Source organism: Anaerobacillus sp. 1_MG-2023, assembly GCF_030547345.1.
Classification (GTDB): Bacteria; Bacillota; Bacilli; order Bacillales; family Guptibacillaceae; genus Guptibacillus; species Guptibacillus hwajinpoensis_B.
In genome coordinates this window covers 444,692-465,546 of record NZ_JAUORD010000002.1, presented here as the reverse complement: position 1 = coordinate 465,546, position 20,855 = coordinate 444,692, and the positions used below count along the sequence as shown (strand labels likewise).

Genomic DNA, 20,855 nt, shown 5'->3' with positions numbered 1-20,855 from the left:
GTAGTACTATGCTGTTGGAAAGTTGTTCTTCTTAAAAATAAGCGCCCTACAGACCCAAAAGATATAAGTGGGTTAATTCTTTGCATCTTCCTTACATATTTCCTAACTAGCTGCAATAACGCGTTGTTTTCATTATTTTTCGATCCAACCTTATTACAATTTTCATATTGAGGCTTTGAATTTCTTTATTTTTTGCATTAAACCCTAAAAAATTTTTCAGAGATAACTAATTATTTTGTCGTTTGTTAACTTCAATTGTAATGAATTCCGGCAAATAGCTGGGAGTACATCCTTTTGCTACTATTTCATCTTTGTAAAGGCCCGTTTTCTCACCAAGTTTAATACAACTTGCACGATTCTTTTCATCATAAACGCCTATCCAGCCTGCGGTGAAATTCATAGCCCATTGAACTTCCGGTTCTTCCTGGGAAATATTAGCTTCTAATGCAGATAGCAAGTATGCGGTGTTATCAGGCGGTGTTTGTCCAGTCCATCTCAATCGCCCTTGATAATACCAGAACGCTCGCCTTTGAAGAGCAGAAGGACTATTTTCCCATGACTCCATCAATGCAACTTTCTTCTTGTCTTTCGTGAGCTGATTAGCCATTAACCAATCCATTAAGTTATTTCGCTCCTCAAAATTGTGAGTCTGCATATCCTTATCAAGCTTATTTAGAACATCTTGTGAAAGAAGTTTTTTGTCCATAATTAAGATTGCTAATAGTCTGGGCAAAAACTCTTCAGTAGACCAAAGTTCCATAGCTAGTTCGTGATCTTTTTTAATGTCTTTCGCGATTTTTCGTAAGTCGCCTAACTTAGTTTTACTGTTGATCTGAGGTAGAATGTTTTCTGCTTTTGAAAAGCGTTTTATTTCTTTACTTTTATTTTCATTCATTTTATACAACTCCTTTATTAAAGCACTGTTTCATAAAATGTCCTTGAAGGAATATATCAACAACTTAATTTCGTTATAAGTCTTATTGTAGTGTTGGCCTCCAAAGTTAATATTGTAGTATATATCGTATTAATGCTTTCTCGACCTATAATAGAAGAGCAACCAACTTTAATATAATAATACCATTTACTTCCATTTAATTGGATGCGAAAAGAACATTTCTTTTTTAAAGCAACGCTCCGAGATAACGGAACAAAGGATACAAAAACTAACTTTTAATAAAACCGTTTTTAAATAACCCATACCATTCCCTTAGTTCTTCACTTTTCAGGACATCCAATTTACTTAATATATTTCTTGAAAATTCTAGAGCCCCACTTCCATTAGCTGTGATTAAACAACCATCACTAATAGATTGTTCGTTTATGTAATTTTCGTCACCTCGATAATGAGGTGCTCCTTCTTTTAAATAAGCCAATGAATTCCCTGTATGTTTATGATGATCAAGATATCCGTATTCTCCTAAAAAAGTAGTTGCATCACAAATCGCTGCTATCGGAATATCCTTTCCGATACAATAATCTACAAGCTTCTTTACCTGATGGTTTTTTTCTTCTCTCCACCCCGTTCCACCAGGTATAATCAGCATCGCTAATTCTAAATTAAGAGAGGATTCTTGTAAGCTATAATCCGGTAGAACCTTTAATCCACCCATTGAGATTTTAGGATCCTTATCAATCGCAATAGTCTGTACTTCATAGCCCGTACCTGTTTTATTTAATTCAGCAGTCACATAGCTTGCTTCCCAATCAGCAAAACCATCAGTAATAAAAACCAAAACTTTTTTCATTTGTATGTCCCCTTTAGTTTTCATTGTGATTTTCTAATTTCCCTCCTACCATACACTACCAATTATTTCAAATTAGTGTGGAATACTCAATCTTTTTTTACATAGAAAAAAGCTTATCTGATTAAAGATAAGCTCCGAGATTGTTGAATATAATCGGATATCTACTTTCTCAATTGCACTATGGTTTCTGCAAAGGGAGAATGAAAAGTAACAGATTGTCCATCAACCCAATTAGCATTATTAATTCCTAACACTTCTAAATTTCCAGCACTTGATCCTCTGGTCACTATCCTTACAGTTTCACTATTTAACTTCTTCACTACAAGCGGAACGGCAGTTCTTCTATAAAAATTATAGAAGTGATTTGTTTCTCCTAACGCTGCTTCTCTATGCTCTATAATAATCATTTTTTCTTTTGATGGGGAATCAATAGTTGAATACGAATTGTTTTCTACTATATTGAAAAAACACATTAAACCTAGAACAGGTAACACTAACACCGTAGTTAGTATGATCCAAAATTTTTCTAAGTTAAGTCCATTAGCTAAAACACAAGAAGCTACATATGTGAGGGCTATTGGAATAATTAAACCAGTTGATTTTAGAAATAAGAAGTAATAACCCTGAATCGATAAAATAATGACAAACACATCCAAAAATGCAACGCAAATTACAAATAGCTTCAGAGAAAATTTTAACGTCTTCATCCTATTAAAAAGATTAAATAAAGTTTCTTTATTATTGCTCGGTTTCTTCTTAAATAGCTTGTATATAACCAAACAAAACCATAGCATAAGTATTACGAAAATGCTCGATACCATTAATAACACCCTTCAAAGTATTCAACCATGTCTTTAAAGATAAGTTTCTTCCTAAAACAAAATTTTAGTTACTGGAATGATCGGTTGTTTCTTCTAATATTACAGGATCTGGTTCTCTTCCAAAGGAAAGGGTTGAATTATATATAGACATTTCAATTTGGTTATTTCCTTCAGCTTCAATCGATTTCTTTAATTCTTCAAGTTTGCTTCTTTTTTCCGGAGATGCCACTTCAGCTGCTTTGATATGAACCTTTTCGTCATTATTAGCTATTGAAGAAAGATCTAAAATCATAAAATAAAAAAGAACTCCTCCAACCACAAATAATGTTAACAGTGCTATAACTATACTTTTCGTTTTTACCAATACGATCATCCTTTCGGATAAGTAAGTTATTCCTTTAGATTGATCAAACCTCTAATACCAATTATTTCAAACCAATGCAAATAACTCAATCTTTTCTTACAAATAAAGGAGCCTATCTTATTAAAGATAAGCTCCGAGATTGTTGTAGACTCGATTCCGAGACATTCTGAAACAAATATTAAACTAGCGTATCCGTTAGCTAAAGAAAAATCACAAAACATAAAGATATAATTGCTGCTATCTTTGCATCCTTACTGACTGTAGTTCTTATTGTGGGTACCCAACTTATATTTCCAGAAAGGCTAATCAATCTAGCAATCAAAAACATAATAAGAAAATACATAAAAAATAAACCAATCATATTATCACCCTTACTGTTTTGTAGATAAATGTAAAAACAAATGAAATTGGTTTTAATTCAAACTGTTCTGTGAGCACAATACGTGATAGCAAAATTGCAGCTATCGCTCCGATAAAACAGAAGACTTCAAATCGAGATAAATGTTATTTTGCTCCGCAAGAGCTCCCTAGAATACTCGATATGTAGATAAAAAGAAGGATACATCTTTTTCTCATAGTAAATAGTAGAAGATCTAATTAATGATTGCTGCCTTAATTTTTTCTATTGAATTTTATAAAACAACTTATAACTCCTTTGTCATAAATACACTGTTCGGGTCCTCACTGTAGCCTGAAAACGGCTTACAATATTGAAACCCGAAGCTTGCATATAATCTCCTAGCCGGTTTAAAAACATCCATTGAACCCGTTTCCAAGCTCAACCGTCGGTAACCACGCTCTCTGGCTTCCTTGATCATGAATTGAAGAAGTCGTTTTGCTACACCCTTTCTTAGATGAGAGGAAGCAGTTTTCATTGACTTAATCTCTCCATGCTGGCTGTCAAGTTCCTGAAGCGCCACGCAACCAACTAATTCATTTGCTTCCCAAGCACTCCAGAATGTAATTTCAGGTTTTCGCAATCCCTCAAGATCAAGAGCATGTTTACTTTCCGGTGGAGAATGTAGTTTCATACTCTGAATGTGCTCACTCAGTAATTCAGCCACGTCAGATCCGGTTAAATCATCTATTTTAATATCCATAAAATCCACTCCTTTTTTAAGAACAGTAACTGTCTACATTTTCTAAACTATTATTTCGATTACCTACAAATAATCCCCTCATTCATTCAAGAAATCAAAGAAAGAGAGCAATTCTTATTCCAGATTTACTCCGAGTTTAATGAAGACTCAGTATCAAGATATCTTCTTCTTTAACACCATTACACTTCTATTATTTGATAAGATCACTTTTAATAATTGAATACATATATAAATCATCAAATTTACCAAGAGTATATTCATAGTGCCTGAGTAAGCCTTCTTTTGTGAAACCTAGTTTGCTAACCAACTTTTGTGATTGAATATTACCAGGCTCTATCAAACCTTCTATCCGTTCTAACTGATAGTGATTAAATCCATAACTAATAATTGCTCCTAGTGCTTCAGAAGCTATTCCTTTTCCCCAATAGTTTTTACTTAATTCAAATCCAACTTCTGCTCTATAATGTTTGTCTTGCATATTTAAATACCCGCAACTACCTATAACTTTACCTGAATCTTTTAAAGTAATTCCCCACCTAATACCTGTACCTTCCGTTATTATTGAGTGATACCATTCGATTTCATCCAATACATCTTCAACATTTTGGGCCGGTGCTAATCCCATATGTTTTACGACTTCTTCATCGGATAAATAGTGATACATATCCAAAGCATCCTCAAAGGTTACTTCTCTTAAAATTAATCGTTTTGTTTCAATTATTGGATTTTGTTTTTCCATTAATGTTCCTCTCTTTAACGTATTTCTATTTTCTTGTATAGCTCCTCCATATATTGTAGAGCGGAAATCTATGTACCGATCTTAAGCTTTTGATACGAGATTGCTTAATAAGGAATTTATATTAGATCAGTATCTAGAGTCCAACGTAAACGTCTAACCCACTCCTGTCTAACATCCTCAGGTGCTTGAGTTACTTTGTTTAAAACTTTCCATACTTTATACAAGCAATAGGCTTTTAATTTATCTGAAGATAACTCAACTGAAGAGTGAATTTTATACTCATTAATAAAAATAGAATTTAATATATCAGAGTGATGTGGATAATGAAGTTTAGTAAACCAACATATCCAGCCCACATCTATGAGTGGGTTAGCCCATTCAGCCCATTCCCAGTCTAGAATAGTAATTGAATTTTCCTTAGTAAATAAAACGTTATGTATCCCATAATCACCGTGAGTTAAAACCCAATCATTCTCATTATCGTCAACATTATTTAATATTTTTTGGGTGCGTTGGATAAGAATTTCAGGTACAAAGTCTAAATCAAGATTAATTTCCTTGAAATTACATTGATTTATCGGTTTTAAGTTTGGTTTGAACTTTAAAGAATGAACCGAATTTGAAAGGGTTTTTCCTAATACACTATATAATATTTTTGTTGTCTCTAAATCATTATGATCTAAAATCGATTGTCCATTTATCCCCTCACAATGCTCCATGATAAGAATTTGCACTCCATCTTCATTTATGTGTTCATAAAGCTTTGGGACAACGCTTGTTCCTTTAGAAATTTCTAAACTATAAACCTCATTTTTTAGGTCTGGATTAGAAAGAGCCCCAACTTTAGCTACTAACCGCGGACACGTTCCATTTAATAAATAAGTATCGTTGGTATAGCCCCCGACTAAACGTGTGGGATTAAATTCACCATATTTATCTTTTAAATGCTTTTGTATAACATCCTGCAATCTAACACATCCTGTCTGATCAGGTTATTCTTTTATTCAGATAAGAGAAATATTGGTCGGGAGCCTTCTTGAATTAAAGCTCCGAAATTCTTGAAAACTTAAAAGGTTCTCTAAAACCTCGTTTTTACATAATGAAGAACATTATTACATAAAATGAACTCCATAGTTATAACTAAACTATAATAATTTTCACCAGTTACATAAGCGTTTAGTTTATGAGTCCGCCCTTCTATCATGGATAAACATTTTGATACATAAAAACCGCCCTCTGAACAGGCGGTAATATTAACTATTTTTCTTCTTTTCTTCAACGAATTCTAAAGACATGTCTCCTAATTTTTCTCTAGTATAACAAGTGAAGAAACCAGTGGTACCAATCCAACTGGACTCTGAGAAACAACCTTCCATCCCTCTTGAAGAAGCTGATTTAACTCGTTTAAGTTATTCTTTTTATCGGATTGATAATTAACTGTTATGGCCTTTTGCATAATACACCTCCTCGAACCCAATATGCTGTACGAAACACACCATTTATTCCCTTTTTATATAAGAGCGACAAACAGAAATTACTTTAGATAATTATATAGCCGTAGCTTATCATAAGAAATAACCTATGGCGCCATCCAGTAAACTCTTCCGTCAGTAATAAAAAGAACATTACTGATTTAGTGCCTGTATCTAAAAAAGGTGTTCAATTTAATACCTTGTACGTTTTTCTCCATTAAAAGGTTTCAAATTCCTGTAATTATCCCGAAACTGAGTCTTCAACAATCCTGCCCGATTGTCGAACATCACTGAATTACTATCTAACGCTAACATTAACATATTTTGGATGTTTTTTCTTTGCCATACTCAGTAATTTTCTATCTTATTCATTTTATTCAAACCAAAGATTTAATTCGTATCATACACACTGATCCGAAATCATCAACAGTAATAGTAATGTAACAAAGGGGTCCAATTATTTAGGTTTATACATAAACTTATTATTTTGATTTGGTTCGTGATCAGTTCAAACAAACCTCTATTACCTATCTTTTGTCTATCGCCTTAATACCCTTCCACGCCAAAAGAAAGCGTTATCATTAAAGGTAATTATGGTAATATATAGTTAAAATGAAATGGGGGACGTTATGAGCACGGTTGTTACACCTGAAAAGCACGTTAAGATCCAAAGAAGGAAATGGCCGTATTATCTACTTGGGGGTTTTTCACTTTTACTGGTCATTGCTATCGCTGTAAGCTTCTGGTTTGTTCAAAACACAGCTCCTAAGACAAAGGGGGAAATGATCCTATCAGGCTTGGAGGAATCTGTTTCCATATATCGAGATGAGTCGGGTATTCCTCATATTGAAGCCTCCTCTACTAAAGATCTCTTTATGGCTCAGGGATTTGTCACGGCACAGGATCGCATGTTTCAAATGGACTTGAGTCGTCGGCAAGCTTCTGGAACGCTTAGTGAAGTCATTGGTGAATCAACAATTGATAAGGACAAATTCTTTCGAACGCTTGGTTTAAGAAGAGCTGCAGAAGATTCATTTGATGCCTACTCTCAGGAAGCGAAACAAATTCTTCAATGGTATGCTGATGGTGTAAATGCCTATATGGCTCAAGCAAAAGAAGAAAGCTCATTACCACTTGAATTTACACTTGCGGGTTATGAGCCTAATGAGTGGGATCCAATCGATTCTCTTACAATCGGTAAATATATGGCTTTTGATCTTGGAGGCCATTGGGAAGGTCAAGCCTTTCGTTATTATCTTCTGCAGAATTTCTCAGAAGAAGAAGCTGTGGACTTGTTCCCAAGTTACCCTGAAGAAGGCTCAACTGTGATTCAAGAAATTAAGGAAAGTAACCTGGATATGTCAAAAAGCTTTACGAAATCAGTAATCCCAGATCAATATAATGGGAGTAACAATTGGGTCGTTTCTGGAGATAAAACCGCTTCGGGACAACCGCTTCTAGCCAATGATCCTCACCTGGGTCTTGGTACTCCACCGATATGGTATGAAACTCACTTAAATTCACCTGAATATAATGTAAGTGGCGTTATCTTTGCTGGTGTGCCAGGTATTATCGTTGGACGAAATGACTCCATTGCCTGGGGCGTTACCAATGTGGGTCCTGATGTTCAAGATCTTTATATTGAGAAAAGAAATCCTGATAATCCGACTGAATTTCAATATAATGATGAATGGGAGAAAGCAGAAGTTATAGATGAAAGCATTTCTGTAAAAGATAGTGAACCAATTCCATATGAAGTCGTTATTACGCGCCACGGGCCTATTCTCTCTGAATTTGCTTATGACGACCAACCTGATACCGCATTGTCTTTAAGGTGGACAGCCCTTGATCCATCTAGCGAGCTTGAGGCCGTTCTAATGATGGATAAAGCATCTAACTGGGAAGAATTCAAAAGTGCCTTAACCTCTTTTCATACACCCGCTCAGAATTTCGTTTTTGCTTCTACTGACGGCACGATTGCCTACCGGGCGAATGGATTAATTCCTATTCGCAAAAATGGTGACAGCATGGTGCCAGTCCCTGGATGGAATGATGAATACGAATGGGAAGGTTATATCCCATGGGAAGAGCTTCCCACAATTGTTAATCCTGACGAAGGCTTCATTTCAACAGCAAATAATAAAATCACAACGGAAGACTACCCCTATCACATCACACATACATGGGCGCAACCTTATCGTCAAGATCGCATTCGAGAAGTTTTGCTTGAAAGCGATGAACTTGAACCAAAAGACATGATGGCGCTACAAAATGATTTCGTGAATTTGCAGGGAAAAGAATTTACTCCTCTTCTCATAGAGGAACTTAACAGTGAAAACTTAACATCTGTTGAAAAAGAGGCGCTATCTGTCCTTAATGAATGGAATTATATTGATGGTAGAGATGAAGCTGCTCCCCTACTCTTTCACCTCTGGTTAGTAGAAATGGAGAAAGTTCTTTTTGATGGTAAAATTGAAAAAGAGATGATGCCGCTTTTTGATGGTAAAAGCCAGGTGGTTGACCAGCTCATAAGACGAGCTGCAAGCGGGGATGAAGGGGCATGGATAAAGAAGTCTGGAGGGTTTACATCCGTAGTCACTGAATCTTATCAGGCTGCAGTTTCGAGAGCAGTTGATTTACAAGGGCGTACACCAGAAAAATGGGCATGGGGTACGTTCCATTCGGTTCCATTTGAACATCCGCTAGGTGCGATTAAACCGTTAAACCTCCTGTTTAACCCTGATGTAAATGCAATGGGTGGCAGCCGCGTTACGGTAGGTGCTGCTGGATGGAACACGACAACTGGACTTGTAACCCATGGTGCACCATGGAGAGGCGTTACTGATTTATCAAACATCCAAACAAGCTACAATGTCATTTCACCAGGTCAGTCCGGCTTCGTTTTTAGTAAATGGTATGATAATCAAATTACGGATTGGGTTGAAGGAGAATATCATGAAACAAAGATGAATAATTACGAAGAAAATGCACAGCACCTCATTCTAAAACCATAACAAAAGGCTCTCTCAGTCAATGAGAGAGCCTTTTAGCATTCTTATTTTACAGAAACGGTCCAATTCTGCGTATCTTCTAATTTTCCAGTTTGAATTCCTGTGATTGTATCATAAAGCTTTTGAGACAGTTCCCCAATTTCATGATCATTGATGACCATTTTCTTACCAGCCCAGTTTAATTCACCTACAGGGGAGATAACAGCGGCCGTTCCTGTTCCAAATGCTTCTTCAAGCTGCCCTTTTTGAGATAGCTCGTACAGCTCTTCAATGGAAACTTTTCTTTCCGTAACAGGGATATCCCATTTCTTTAACAATTCAATAACCGACATTCGCGTAATGCCGTGGAGAATGCTACCGTTTAATTCAGGTGTCACAACTTCCCCATTGATTTTAAAGAAGATGTTCATGCTTCCCACTTCTTCGATGTAACGCTTCTCTACCCCGTCCAACCAAAGAACATCAGCATTTCCATCTTTATATGCTTTCGCTTGCGCTTGATATGCAGATGAGTAGTTACCAGCCGTTTTGGCCATACCCGTTCCACCTTTAACAGCTCTTGTAAATTTATCCTCTACGCTAATTTTCACTGGAGTTAACCCTCCTGAGAAATACGACCCTACTGGTGAGAGAATAATCATCAATTTGTATGTGTGGGAAGGGGCAACAGATAGATTTGGTTCCGTTGCAATAATATAAGGACGTACATATAGAGACGTTCCAGGTGTTGAAGGCACCCAATCTTGCTCCAAGCTAATTAATTCCTTAAGATAGCCCATTACACGCTCTTCATCAATATGTGGAATGCTTAAACGTTCACTTGAAAGGTTCAGTCTCTGTAAATTTTTCTCAGGTCTAAACAATAAAATTCGATTATCAGAACGATAGGCTTTTAACCCTTCAAAAACGGTTTGACCGTAATGAAAAATCATTGCAGCAGGATCAAGAGTGATTGGCTCATATGGAATGATGCGAGGTTCAAACCACCCTTTTTCAGTTTCATAATCCATTACAAACATGTGATCTGTGAATGTTCTTCCAAAAGGAATTTGATCCTTCTCAGGCTTCGCTTTCAAATTAGTGCTTTTCACAATTTCTAAATCTGTACTCATGGCCAGGACTCCTTACTCTCTTGAAAGTGGTTATGATAATGAATTCATACTCCTTCCACATGAAGGCAGTAGATTAACTATTCATCTATTGTACTGCCAAACTCTGCTGAATTAAAGCTTTATAGTACAGAAAGGTAAAAAAATTCAGTTTTTAACACCTAGCTCTATCATTTCATACAAATCCTAGCTTTCCGGTCCTGCTGGTCAGCATTTGAATCACACTTTTTTCACCTTTTACTGTAAGCGATTTCGAGTGAATAATAGCAATGTTTTTAACCAGAATAACAACCAGTTCAGATATTGCCTTTTAATATTTGCTATTGCAAGAGAGGCGATTTTTATGTAAATTAGTCAAGTATGTTTATTAGGAGGTCTCATCATGAATCAAACACAAAATACTCAACGCGTGCAAATGGTTACAGCTGATCCATCCGCTATTGGATTATTCGGGCTTGCTATGGTAACGCTTGTTGCATCATCAGCCAAGCTTGGTTGGACAGATGGCGTCTCATTTGTACTCCCTTGGGCGATTTTTCTAGGGGGCATTGCACAGCTGATCGCTAGTTTTCTAGATGCAAAGCACAATAATACATTTGGTACGACAGCCTTCGCAGCTTTTGGACTGTTTTGGCTTGGAGTAGGAACGTCATGGTTAATTGAATTCGGTGTCTTTGGAGACGCTGCGGCTGCCGCTGTGGATCCAAAGCAATTAGGCATTGCATACATCGGCTATTTGATCTTCAGTGTCTTCATGACAGTTGGAGCTATGGAAACACATAAAGTACTTTTCTTTATTTTTGTCTTTATTGATTTCTTATTTATCGGACTCACATTCTCCACTTTAGGTATTTTCCCTGAAGGCATGCACTTCTTAGCCGCCATTGCTGAGTTCTGCATTGCTATTTTAAGCTTCTATGGCTCAGCTGCGAGTGTTTTGAATACTCACTTTGGCAAAGTCACACTCCCGATTGGCAAACCATTCGGTATTTTCAAACAAGCTTAGTATCACGTAAAGAGACAGATGAATCTAGATTCATCTGTCTCTTTTATAATTTATAAAGATTTATGAAGATCATGGAGCCTTAGAATTGCCTTAGTGCGAATCAATTTCTAATCAAATGATTTGTACCGCCTATCTTCTCCACTGCGTTCTTCCACCTTATCACACTTCTATATAAACAATAATATCATTATGTAAACTTCATTAGTGATTAACTATCAAAAAACTCTATTATCTTATTCCATCTTAGCCAGGATAAGTGAATTGATTCCCTCCAAATCATTTTAACGCATTATGTAGATTATATATTTTCAATTAATTTTGAAATGTTAAAAAGAGATACAAGGCTAACCTCGTATCTCCAATTTATCTTCAACATCCTTATTCACTCAACTTATTAATCTGATCGATAATATTATTTATCTCAGCTAACGTTTGAAAAGCTTCTGTATTTTCAACCATCGAAAAATCTAAATTCCTAGTTTTTATGTTCGTAAGACTCGATCACCTTTGAAGATTAGTTCATATACAATTCAGAAAAATTCAGTTTTATTAACCCTCTTATCATCAAGTAAGGAAGCCTTTTGATTATGCCGAATGATTTTGTGTTAATTCATCACTTAGTTTTGTTCTCATAGCCATTCGCCCACGATGTAGACGAGACTTCACTGCCCCCGGTGATAGCTGCAGTTTATATGCTATTTCACTTTCCTTTAAATGATCATAGTAGTGAAGCTTCATAACCACTCTTAATCTCGGGGATAACAAATAGATCTTTCTTTTCACAGATTCTTCAAAAAGAAGAATCTCACAGTCTTCTTCTACGTTACAATTGTGATCCGCTTGATTCATGAAAGTATCTTCCGTATGGAACAGAGTCACTTTTTTTTGCTTTCTTAATTGATCAATCGATTTTCGAGCGGCAATGGTTGAAAGCCAAGATCCTAGCTTCCTTTCACTTTGCACTTCGTCTAATCGATCATACGCTTTTAAAAAGGTTTCTTGAAGCACATCTTCGGCAAGTCCGTGATCTTTCAAGACTCTTAATGCAGTATAGTAAACGCGGTTGTAGTGTTTTGTAAAGATATCATTAAAACATACTGTTCTCGAGTCTTTCATTGTTGTTGATCCTTAAAATAATCTTGCACAGAGCCTGGAGCATTTGAAGAGTCAAAGGTTAACACTTCATAATACCCTCCTTTTAAATCCTCATAATGAATGCCAACTAAATAATCCCCTTTCTCTCCTTCTTGGCTGCTTAATAATATCGTTTGGATTTGCTTCTTATCCTTTATCTCAAAAGGTTCAACGGATTCATTCTCTACAATTTGATCATAAGCTTCTCTCGGATATTGATTTTGTGCTTCATCCCATGGATAAATGCTTACATGATCAATTTCACCTTCGTCAATAAAAGCATCCTCATAGAAGCCTTCTTCTTTCAACCAATTAACAGTATTTTCATAGGAATTATAGATCGAATTGTCTTGCGGATAATAGTATTCCTCTGTCCAATCGGAACCTTCTCTTACTTCAGATACATGAGATCGAATCCCTTTTGGATGAATCAATTGATCATAGGATAAATTGTAAATGTCCTCTCTTACATGTTGATAGAATTCTTGAATTTGCATTGGATCAAGTATAGATACTTCTTTATTAACGGGTCCTCCAGGTTGAAGAGTGACTTTTTGAACTTTTGAGGGGTCACTATTTAAGACAGGGTAAGTTAACTCTTTGTATTCCTTTGTTTCCATTACACGCTTAAGAGCTGCCTGGACGTTCTTTCGATCGACTTGATACGTACGTTGCACGCGATCCCCGTTTTTTAATTCATAAGAGATGAAATACATCATTCCTGTAGAATTAAACTCATCGTTCTGGTTAATCATCTCTTTTTGTAATTGTATAACTGCATTAATTGCACCTTCTGATTCAATTAAATCAGGTGAAGTATTTTCAATAAGTTCTTCTAACTGATAGATATTGTCACCTATATAAACATTTTTAACTTCACTCGTTTCTGGAACGTAACTTTCATAGTTTAACCAGAACAATGGCAAAATCCCTATAATTAAACCAGCTGTTGCTCCGTATACGAACAAGCCTTTAAAGTGCTGCCAGTGAAACACACGCCAGCTTTTATCTAACACCATTGAAGAAAGGAAATATCCGCAGATCCCACCTATAACGTACCCAAAAATCAACCACGATAACATTAGTTGAGTTTCTCCAAAATAGGTACCACCGACTAGAGCAAAGCAGAAGGTCATTCCAAACTGAAAGACTGGCTTTAACACGTTAATGGCAATCGTCTGTGTAGCTACTTCTAATGGACGTTTCTTATAGATGACTTTTCCACTAAAGTAGAATACTATTGAAGCGATAAAATAGATACCCAACAATATATACTGAACGGGGTGAAACCCCTCCTGTGGGTCATTAGGGTAATATTGAAAAACGTTGACAAGGGGTGAATAGTTACCTACCGTATGATTGATTACCACCAAGTCTGAAAACCCAGCAATAAAGAAGCTAAGATGTACCGCTACAAGAACATAGATCCCTGCCGGAAGAAGCATAAGGATATAAGTTAAAACAGCTTGAACGGTTGATAATCCAGTTAATGTACCAGCAAAGACACAAATCATAAACGTTAGAATGCTTACAATGATCATCATCAGCGTCCAATAACCAAGCTGGCTAATTGAATAAAAAGCTGACACGTCAGTAAACAAAAAGAACATGAATAGAATAAGACTAGTCAACAAAACAGGCGCAATGAGCAAAATCATTCCTGATAAAGCGTGATGGCGAAATAGATGCTCTCTGCTAATTGGTAAACTGTGAATAAAGTCTGAAGCACCTTTCACGTGAATGTAACGAAAAAGAAATACAGCCATTAAAACGGGCATTAGAAATAACAGCATAAATTGTACTTCAAACATAAATATCGGATCAAAAAGCCCAGCTCCGCTTGCTTCTATCCTATATTCATCGTTAAACGCCATGAATAATTGGAGCGGCAAAGTAAAGGCAAGACCACAAAAAAACAAAATACTAATCCAACCAACATTTCTAAAATCTCTTTTGAACATTTCTCTTCTAAACAAGGACGTTTTCGATAGCATATCCAACACCCTCCATTTCATAGATGAATATTTCTTCTAATGTAAGTGGTAATCGATCCATTAAGACTGGACCAATTTTCTCGATTTCGGTCATCACTTTCTTTTCTTCTCCTTTTACGATCAAGAGAATAACACTTCCCCGTTTTTCTTTATAGAGAATATCAAGATCGCTAGAAGTCAAATCGTGTTCTCCTGAATCTTTGAATGCGACTTGTACTTTATGTACGTCTTCCTTTAATGCATCTAAATCACGTTCAAGAAGAATTTCACCATGGTGAAGAATCCCGACATGATCACAAATCTCCTCAACTTCTCTTAAATTATGTGACGAGAGCAACACAGACATTTCTCTTTCAGCCACATCCTGAATGATCATGCTTCTTACTTTTTTTCTCATAACGGCATCCAAACCATCAAAAGGCTCATCTAAAATAAGCACATCCGGCTTAACTGACATAGATAAGATGAAAGCCACTTGTCTTTGAAGACCTTTAGAAAACTGGCTTACTTTCTTGTTCTCATCGAGCTTAAACAAATTCGTTAGATTTGTGTAGCGCTCCTCATCCCACTGTTCATATAAACTAGCATAATAATTGGCTAGCTGCCTCATTGTATATTGTGGTAAAAAATAAAGGGCATCTGGAATAAACACCACTCGTTGCTTCGTAGAGACACTTTCATAAATGGGATGGTCCAGTACGAGAATTTCTCCTGAATCTTGTCTCAGAATACCGGAAATCATTCGCATAAGTGTTGTTTTTCCGGCGCCATTTGAACCAAGCAAACCATATATTGATCCAGGCCGCACAGCAAAACTAACTTGATGGATGATTTTGTTAGTCCCAAAAGACTTTTCAACACCGTTTACTTCAATCATCCTTTTTCCCCCCTTCAATTTCAGTTAATAGTGACTCAATTTCCTCTACTGTCATTCCAAGATAAATGGCTTCAGCTAGTAGCTTCTTTAACTGATCTCGCACGTTTTTTAGCTCCTCACTCTCAAGCTTTTTTGAAGGATTAACAAAACTCCCCTTCCCTTTCACTGAATAAATGTATCCTTGAGACTCAAGCTCTCTATATGCCTTTTGGATGGTATTCGGATTAATTGTCAGCTGATGCGCAAGTTCACGGACAGAAGGAAGTTTCTCATCGTCTTTCATAACATCTTTAATGATCAGCTGCTTCAAACGATCAACTAACTGTTCATAGATCGGCTTTCGACTTCTAAAGTCCAATTCAAACATCAATTCACCTCCACTCTCACTAGCTATAACTGTATTAACTGTATTAATATATGTAGTACAGTTAAAGTATATCGAAAGCCGATTGATTTGAGAAGTCTTTTTTTGTAATTTTTTCTATTAATGATCAAAAATGACTTTATCAAAATAAAAATAAGCCGTAACTCAATTCCATACTTGGGATTGAGTTACGGCTATTAGTTAGTTTTCAATAGACTTCCTTGTCTAAAGGTTTATGTAAATTCGCAAATAAATCAGATCATTTTCTTTCCAATATATTATTTACGCAAAATCTTTTCCATCGCTTTTCCTTTTGCTAACTCATCGATCATCTTATCCAAATAGCGAATTTCCTGCATAGTTGGTTCTTCAATGTTTTCTACTCGTACACCACAGACCACTCCTTTGATCATCTTGCGTGAAGGATTCATTTGGGGAGCTTCCATAAAGAAGGTCTCAAAGTCTGTCTTTTTTTCTAATTGAGTTTCAAGCTCATTTTGGCTATACCCTGTCAACCAACGAATGATTTCATCCACTTCTGCTTTTATCCGCCCCTTTTTTTCCGCTTTCGTCACATAATGGGGATAGACGCTTGCGAAGCTCATTGTATAAATTTTATGTTTTGTCATAAAAAAAGCCTCCTTTGATTACTAAAGTAAAGATTTGCAACAGCTTACATATTCGTCTTCACATCTTACTGTCCCTCAACCTTTAATGTTATACAATTTCATCAGTCAACGTTCCCTGATGAAAAATCATCTCCCACTTTCCATTATTGTTTCTCCATATGGAACTTCTTAAGGTCTTTTGTGATCTTGTTTTATCATGGATGCGATATGTTGCAAGAACGGCAGCCTCTGATATTGGGTGTATTTCGAATTCACTTAGAATCATTTCTCTATTGGAAAGACCATTAATGTGATTCCCCTCTTTATGCCACACTTTCCCGGAACTGCCAAACTCAAAGAAATCATCTGCAAGTAGCTGATTTAATCTATCTGGATGAGAACGTATTTCAGGCTTTAATAGTTCTTCTTCTAATTTCAATAAATGATTTTTTAACTCTATTTCCTCGATGATAATCACCCCCACTTTTTACTTATTCATCCATATTGTACTCTTTTAAAACGACAGAACGTGATATTCTTCACGAAATTATTGATGTAAGCGGTTAAGTATGAGGCTATGCATTGAAATTCGCTCAAGGATAATTTAACCTATTAGAGTAGGTATAAAAGATGACTGGATGATGGACACTTTATAGGGAAAAATAAACAGAGTGAAGTCCAACTTTTCTTCTATCTCTTGATTAGTAACTTCGTTTCTAATCGGGTATAAAAATACCTTAACATGGTTTTGCCTTACTATATAACAAATAAGCGTAACTGCTTAAAAGAAGGAGAAGTGACTATGTCAGAATCAATCACAACCGAAACAGGCGAAAAACGCGTCCCTACTCAAGACGAACGCGAACTGCTTGATCAGCTTTTGGATCCTAAAGTTCAAGAGTCACTAAGCGTGCTTGTAAAGGAACTTCCTAAAGTAACGGAACTTGTTAATATGATGTCTAAATCATATGATACGGTCCAAGCTCTTGCAACAGATGATGTATTGAAGAATGATACAGTAGAATTTATGTCTGAAATTCTTCATCCTGTTACAAACTCCGTGAAAGACGTTGCAGCAAATGCAATTGAAGCAAAAGATGAAGCTGAAAAGAGCTCAGAAGTTATTGGGGTATTCGGTCTTTTGAAAATGTTAAAAGATCCTCAAGCTCAGAAGCTTTTCAGATTCGTGAATGCTTATCTTAAAGTTTCAGGAGAAAAAAGTAACCAAAAATAATACTGATCTGCTAGAAATGGAGGAACAATCATGTCAAAACAAATAGTCATTTTGGGCGCAGGTTATGGTGGGCTTCTTTCTGCTTTATCCGTACGTCAATACTTAAATGAATCAGAAGCTACTGTTACATTAATTAATAAAACACCTACTCATCAAATCATTACAGAGTTGCACCGTCTAGCTGCTGGTAACATCTCTACAGAAGCAGCGGCACTTCCACTGGACAAGTTATTAAAAGGAAATGACATTAACCTTAAAGTTGCATCGGTTGATTCATTTTCTGTTGATAATAAAGAAGTTAAGTTATCTGATGGTTCTACACTTTCTTACGACGCATTAGTTGTAGCACTAGGTAGTAAAACAGCGTACTTCGGTATTCCAGGACTTGAAGAAAACAGCATGGTACTGAAATCTGCTGAAGATGCAAACCGTATCCACGCTCATGTTGAAGAACGCATCAAGAGCTTTGCAGCATCAGGTGACGAAGCGGATGCTACAATCCTTATCGGCGGTGGCGGTCTTACAGGGACTGAACTCGTAGGAGAACTAGCTGATGAAACACCAAAGCTTGCTCGTAAATATGGCGTAGATCCTGCCAAGATCAAATTGAAGCTTGTTGAAGCAATGCCTAAAATTCTTCCAATGCTTCCTGATGAATTAATTAACCGAGCGATGACTAGCCTTGAAAAACGCGGTGTTGAATTCCTTACAAACCTTCCTGTAACGAATGTAGAAGGAAATGTTGTTGAATTGAAAGATGGCCAAAAGATTGTTACAAACACATTTGTTTGGACAGGCGGCGTTCAAGGGAATCCACTTGTTGGCGAATGCGGTATCGAAGTAAATCGCGGCCGTGCAACAGTGAACAATTACCTACAATCCACTTCTCATGAGGATGTATTCGTTGCCGGTGACAGTGCCGTTTACTTCAAACCAGGTGACGAGCGTCCACAACCACCAACTGCTCAAATCGCTTGGCAAATGGGTGACCTTATTGGTTACAACTTGTATGCTTACCTTTATGACAAAGACTACAAAGAATTTGAACCAGTTAACTCTGGAACATTAGCAAGTCTTGGTCGAAAGGATGCCGTTGCTCAAATAGGTGGCAACGCAACATCCCTTAAAGGCCTTCCTGCATCTGTGATGAAAGAAGCAAGTAACGTTCGTTACCTTTCACACATCAAAGGATTGTTTGCATTAGCATACTAGGATATTGAATATGATTAAGGGTACTGTGTTAGCTACACAGTACCCTTTTTTAGTGCCTTATTATTTTAATAAGGCACTCTATTAAAAAACCACAAACAAAGCATTCATAAAAGCAGAGAACGATTACCTTCTAAAATCGCTCTTACTTCTTCATTAACTTCTAACTTTTGCTATAGCGCTATTCTCCTAAACGTACCTTCACCATACGATCATCCTCTTTAACCGGGTCTCCCCGACCATCTTTATTGTTTGTTATCGCAAATAATATGTCCTCGTCCAATAATAAGGAGCGAACTCGTCCAATATCTTCTGTCTCCGCAGTAGTACCCTGGCCCTTCAGTTCAAACGACCGAATTTCCTCGCCTCTTAAGCAAGCAACGTAAAGATTGTCATCTTGAATAATTATTCCTGACGGAGCCCATGTATCATCTCCAGAGTGATAGATCGGCTGCACCATGCCATCAGCAATTTCATCTCCTTCAATCACTGGCCACCCATAATTGTTTCCTGCTTCAATTTGATTGATTTCATCATGAGCAGACTGCCCATGCTCTGAACTAAAAAGCTGTCCTTCTTCATTCCACGCGAGTCCCTGAGGGTTTCGATGACCATAAGAATAAACATAGGAATCATTAAATGGATTATCTTCTGGTACGTTTCCTTCCAGATCCATACGCAAAATTTTGCCCGCTAAACTATCTTTATCCTGTGCAAGCTCCGGTTCTCCAGCATCACCTGTTGTAATATAGAGCATACCGTCTAGTCCGATTTTCAGTCTTCCTCCGTTATGAAACTGTGAGCCAGGAATATTCGCAAGAAGCTCATCCGTTTCTTCCCAGGTGTCCTCTGTAAGTTTAACCTTCACCACCCTATTAAATGTGTTTCCACCTTCTAAATAAGTATGGTAGAGATAGGCTACTTTAGACTGAGAAAAATCTTCAGCTATTGCCATCCCCAAAAGTCCGCCTTCACCTTCACTATGCACAGGTTTTGTAAGTTGGATCGTTTGCCTCTCCAGGGAATTATCGAATTTCGCTATCTTACCCGAACGTTCTGTGAGATAAAACGTTTCTCCTGTTTGGACGATCTCCCATGGAACATTTAAATTTTCAATATAGGCTGACTCTATTTTAGTCTCCTCATCCGCACCATCGCTAGAACTTGAGTTTGGATCATTACTTGAGCAGGCTGTTACGAGGAGTAACGCACAAAGCACGCCCCCTATTTTCACCACGTCTTCCTCCATTTCTTCCAGATCTTATTTTAAACATTGCTACTCACAAATCATGAGTACATTCCCATCAGGATCTTTAAAATTAAACCAATGACCATTCTCAATATCAGTGACAAGCTCGATTCTTTTTTCTTTCATAAAAGAAAAAGCGGCTTCAATGTCTTTCGTATTGAAATGAAGAGGTGGAGTTTTGTAAAGGTTATCCTCAGAATAAATTTTGCTATCTAATACAAGGCCGTTATCTTTCATTGGCAAGACATACAAATGTCCTGCTACTATGTCGCCAGAGGCAGGAATCCCAAGTAAATCACAATACCAATTTTTTGCATCTTCAATATCTTTTACGGGAATAAAAACAGCACCAATTTCATTTAAAATCGGATTCATTTGAATGACCTCCCTTCTCAAATCATTTTTCAGTACTTACTCCTTCTTTCTTATTTGATCCGATCCTTCTAAAACTCACTAAAAATATGTACACCACATTATTGAGGAAGAAATGATGAACATGTATGATATGCTTGATTTAACAAATATCCCCACAATAAATCACTCTACAAAAAGGAGGGGACTAGTCTGAGTACAATTAAGAATATTTTCTTAATCTTTTTTTCAAGTGACCATTCTCAAAACGACCTTGCAGAGCTTCTGGTAATGCCTATAGGACTATTTTTAATACTATCGATTCATCATTTTTTTCATGTTGTTCCGCTAAACTGGAACTCGTTACGGTCAGCTGTCATTTTCATAGCTATTTTTACACTCTTCTATTCTTTCATGAAACTAATTAGAAAAAAACTAGGAACCAAAAACAAAAAGCTCTCACCTTAT

At 36.7% G+C, this 20,855-nt stretch carries 21 protein-coding genes; 4 read left to right on the top strand and 17 right to left on the bottom strand.

Annotated features, from left to right (window positions below; genetic code table 11):
• Positions 1–226: 226 nt before the first annotated feature.
• The 8 genes from Q4550_RS06245 to Q4550_RS06210 all read right to left on the bottom strand — a co-directional run bounded on the left by Q4550_RS06245 (position 227) and on the right by Q4550_RS06210 (position 6,225).
• Positions 227–895 carry a DNA alkylation repair protein gene (locus Q4550_RS06245; protein WP_303531091.1) on the bottom strand — a complete coding sequence of 223 codons (669 nt, stop codon included), beginning with the start codon at positions 893–895 and terminating at the stop codon, positions 227–229.
• 268 nt (positions 896–1,163) lie between these two features.
• The gene (locus tag Q4550_RS06240) at positions 1,164–1,745 is read right to left on the bottom strand and encodes a type 1 glutamine amidotransferase family protein (RefSeq protein WP_303531090.1); all 582 of its coding nucleotides are present in this window, start codon (positions 1,743–1,745) and stop codon (positions 1,164–1,166) included.
• A 161-nt stretch (positions 1,746–1,906) separates the two neighbouring features.
• A complete protein-coding gene (locus Q4550_RS06235; RefSeq protein WP_303531089.1) occupies positions 1,907–2,566 on the bottom strand; it encodes a hypothetical protein in 660 nt (219 codons plus the stop codon).
• 64 nt (positions 2,567–2,630) lie between these two features.
• Entirely contained in the window at positions 2,631–2,930 is a 300-nt protein-coding gene (locus Q4550_RS06230; protein ID WP_303531087.1) for a hypothetical protein, read from the bottom strand.
• A gap of 644 nt (positions 2,931–3,574) precedes the next feature.
• Positions 3,575–4,030, bottom strand: coding sequence for a GNAT family N-acetyltransferase (locus Q4550_RS06225; protein WP_303531085.1), 456 nt, complete (start codon positions 4,028–4,030; stop codon positions 3,575–3,577).
• A 190-nt stretch (positions 4,031–4,220) separates the two neighbouring features.
• A complete protein-coding gene (locus Q4550_RS06220; protein WP_303531083.1) occupies positions 4,221–4,769 on the bottom strand; it encodes a GNAT family N-acetyltransferase in 549 nt (182 codons plus the stop codon).
• Between the two features lie 116 nt (positions 4,770–4,885).
• Complete coding sequence (locus Q4550_RS06215; RefSeq protein ID WP_303531081.1) at positions 4,886–5,737, bottom strand: phosphotransferase family protein; 852 nt, start codon at positions 5,735–5,737, stop codon at positions 4,886–4,888.
• Positions 5,738–6,069: 332 nt separating this feature from the next.
• Positions 6,070–6,225: a hypothetical protein gene (locus Q4550_RS06210; RefSeq protein WP_273854300.1), complete on the bottom strand. Its 156-nt coding sequence runs from the start codon at positions 6,223–6,225 to the stop codon at positions 6,070–6,072.
• A 645-nt stretch (positions 6,226–6,870) separates the two neighbouring features.
• Between Q4550_RS06210 and Q4550_RS06205 the strand changes: the two genes are divergently transcribed.
• Entirely contained in the window at positions 6,871–9,255 is a 2,385-nt protein-coding gene (locus Q4550_RS06205) for a penicillin acylase family protein (protein ID WP_303531076.1), read from the top strand.
• 41 nt (positions 9,256–9,296) lie between these two features.
• Here Q4550_RS06205 and Q4550_RS06200 read toward each other — a convergent pair whose 3' ends face one another.
• The gene (locus Q4550_RS06200) at positions 9,297–10,364 is read right to left on the bottom strand and encodes a branched-chain amino acid aminotransferase (RefSeq protein ID WP_303531075.1); all 1,068 of its coding nucleotides are present in this window, start codon (positions 10,362–10,364) and stop codon (positions 9,297–9,299) included.
• 379 nt (positions 10,365–10,743) lie between these two features.
• On the opposite strand from Q4550_RS06200, the gene Q4550_RS06195 reads away from it, so the two are divergent.
• Entirely contained in the window at positions 10,744–11,367 is a 624-nt protein-coding gene (locus Q4550_RS06195) for an acetate uptake transporter (protein ID WP_255622575.1), read from the top strand.
• 585 nt (positions 11,368–11,952) lie between these two features.
• Here Q4550_RS06195 and Q4550_RS06190 read toward each other — a convergent pair.
• From Q4550_RS06190 to Q4550_RS06165, 6 genes are all read right to left on the bottom strand, one after another.
• A complete protein-coding gene (locus tag Q4550_RS06190; RefSeq protein ID WP_303531074.1) occupies positions 11,953–12,483 on the bottom strand; it encodes an RNA polymerase sigma factor in 531 nt (176 codons plus the stop codon).
• Positions 12,480–14,495: a DUF6449 domain-containing protein gene (locus Q4550_RS06185; RefSeq protein ID WP_303531073.1), complete on the bottom strand. Its 2,016-nt coding sequence runs from the start codon at positions 14,493–14,495 to the stop codon at positions 12,480–12,482. The genes Q4550_RS06190 and Q4550_RS06185 overlap by 4 nt, the downstream gene beginning before the upstream one ends.
• Positions 14,470–15,372, bottom strand: a complete 903-nt coding sequence (locus Q4550_RS06180) for an ABC transporter ATP-binding protein (protein WP_303531072.1) — start codon at positions 15,370–15,372, stop codon at positions 14,470–14,472. The genes Q4550_RS06185 and Q4550_RS06180 overlap by 26 nt, the downstream gene beginning before the upstream one ends.
• A complete protein-coding gene (locus Q4550_RS06175; RefSeq protein WP_194221853.1) occupies positions 15,365–15,739 on the bottom strand; it encodes a GntR family transcriptional regulator in 375 nt (124 codons plus the stop codon). The genes Q4550_RS06180 and Q4550_RS06175 overlap by 8 nt, the downstream gene beginning before the upstream one ends.
• Before the next feature lie 275 nt (positions 15,740–16,014).
• Positions 16,015–16,365 (bottom strand): DUF2200 domain-containing protein, encoded by a 351-nt coding sequence (locus Q4550_RS06170; RefSeq protein ID WP_194221854.1) that lies wholly within the window; start codon positions 16,363–16,365, stop codon positions 16,015–16,017.
• 88 nt (positions 16,366–16,453) lie between these two features.
• Positions 16,454–16,828 carry a nuclear transport factor 2 family protein gene (locus tag Q4550_RS06165; protein WP_303531069.1) on the bottom strand — a complete coding sequence of 125 codons (375 nt, stop codon included), beginning with the start codon at positions 16,826–16,828 and terminating at the stop codon, positions 16,454–16,456.
• A gap of 318 nt (positions 16,829–17,146) precedes the next feature.
• On the opposite strand from Q4550_RS06165, the gene Q4550_RS06160 reads away from it, so the two are divergent.
• Both Q4550_RS06160 and Q4550_RS06155 read left to right on the top strand, forming a co-directional pair.
• Positions 17,147–17,578, top strand: a complete 432-nt coding sequence (locus tag Q4550_RS06160) for a helical membrane plugin domain-containing protein (protein ID WP_194221855.1) — start codon at positions 17,147–17,149, stop codon at positions 17,576–17,578.
• Between the two features lie 30 nt (positions 17,579–17,608).
• Entirely contained in the window at positions 17,609–18,790 is a 1,182-nt protein-coding gene (locus Q4550_RS06155) for an NAD(P)/FAD-dependent oxidoreductase (protein WP_283154090.1), read from the top strand.
• Positions 18,791–18,968: 178 nt separating this feature from the next.
• On the opposite strand, the gene Q4550_RS06150 is transcribed toward Q4550_RS06155, so the two are convergent.
• Positions 18,969–20,024: a PQQ-dependent sugar dehydrogenase gene (locus Q4550_RS06150; protein ID WP_303531067.1), complete on the bottom strand. Its 1,056-nt coding sequence runs from the start codon at positions 20,022–20,024 to the stop codon at positions 18,969–18,971.
• Between the two features lie 39 nt (positions 20,025–20,063).
• The gene (locus Q4550_RS06145) at positions 20,064–20,411 is read right to left on the bottom strand and encodes a VOC family protein (protein ID WP_303531065.1); all 348 of its coding nucleotides are present in this window, start codon (positions 20,409–20,411) and stop codon (positions 20,064–20,066) included.
• Positions 20,412–20,855 lie beyond the last annotated feature (444 nt).

Coding starts and splice junctions, on each gene's coding strand:
- Q4550_RS06200 (WP_303531075.1), bottom strand. CDS start 10,364: ATGAGTACAGATTTAGAAATTGTGAAAAGCACTAATTTGAAAGCGAAG.
- Q4550_RS06195 (WP_255622575.1), top strand. CDS start 10,744: ATGAATCAAACACAAAATACTCAACGCGTGCAAATGGTTACAGCTGAT.
- Q4550_RS06145 (WP_303531065.1), bottom strand. CDS start 20,411: ATGAATCCGATTTTAAATGAAATTGGTGCTGTTTTTATTCCCGTAAAA.
- Q4550_RS06220 (WP_303531083.1), bottom strand. CDS start 4,769: ATGGAAAAACAAAATCCAATAATTGAAACAAAACGATTAATTTTAAGA.
- Q4550_RS06155 (WP_283154090.1), top strand. CDS start 17,609: ATGTCAAAACAAATAGTCATTTTGGGCGCAGGTTATGGTGGGCTTCTT.
- Q4550_RS06245 (WP_303531091.1), bottom strand. CDS start 895: ATGAATGAAAATAAAAGTAAAGAAATAAAACGCTTTTCAAAAGCAGAA.
- Q4550_RS06210 (WP_273854300.1), bottom strand. CDS start 6,225: ATGCAAAAGGCCATAACAGTTAATTATCAATCCGATAAAAAGAATAAC.
- Q4550_RS06180 (WP_303531072.1), bottom strand. CDS start 15,372: ATGATTGAAGTAAACGGTGTTGAAAAGTCTTTTGGGACTAACAAAATC.
- Q4550_RS06225 (WP_303531085.1), bottom strand. CDS start 4,030: ATGGATATTAAAATAGATGATTTAACCGGATCTGACGTGGCTGAATTA.
- Q4550_RS06175 (WP_194221853.1), bottom strand. CDS start 15,739: ATGTTTGAATTGGACTTTAGAAGTCGAAAGCCGATCTATGAACAGTTA.
- Q4550_RS06240 (WP_303531090.1), bottom strand. CDS start 1,745: ATGAAAAAAGTTTTGGTTTTTATTACTGATGGTTTTGCTGATTGGGAA.
- Q4550_RS06235 (WP_303531089.1), bottom strand. CDS start 2,566: ATGGTATCGAGCATTTTCGTAATACTTATGCTATGGTTTTGTTTGGTT.
- Q4550_RS06170 (WP_194221854.1), bottom strand. CDS start 16,365: ATGACAAAACATAAAATTTATACAATGAGCTTCGCAAGCGTCTATCCC.
- Q4550_RS06185 (WP_303531073.1), bottom strand. CDS start 14,495: ATGCTATCGAAAACGTCCTTGTTTAGAAGAGAAATGTTCAAAAGAGAT.
- Q4550_RS06190 (WP_303531074.1), bottom strand. CDS start 12,483: ATGAAAGACTCGAGAACAGTATGTTTTAATGATATCTTTACAAAACAC.
- Q4550_RS06205 (WP_303531076.1), top strand. CDS start 6,871: ATGAGCACGGTTGTTACACCTGAAAAGCACGTTAAGATCCAAAGAAGG.
- Q4550_RS06160 (WP_194221855.1), top strand. CDS start 17,147: ATGTCAGAATCAATCACAACCGAAACAGGCGAAAAACGCGTCCCTACT.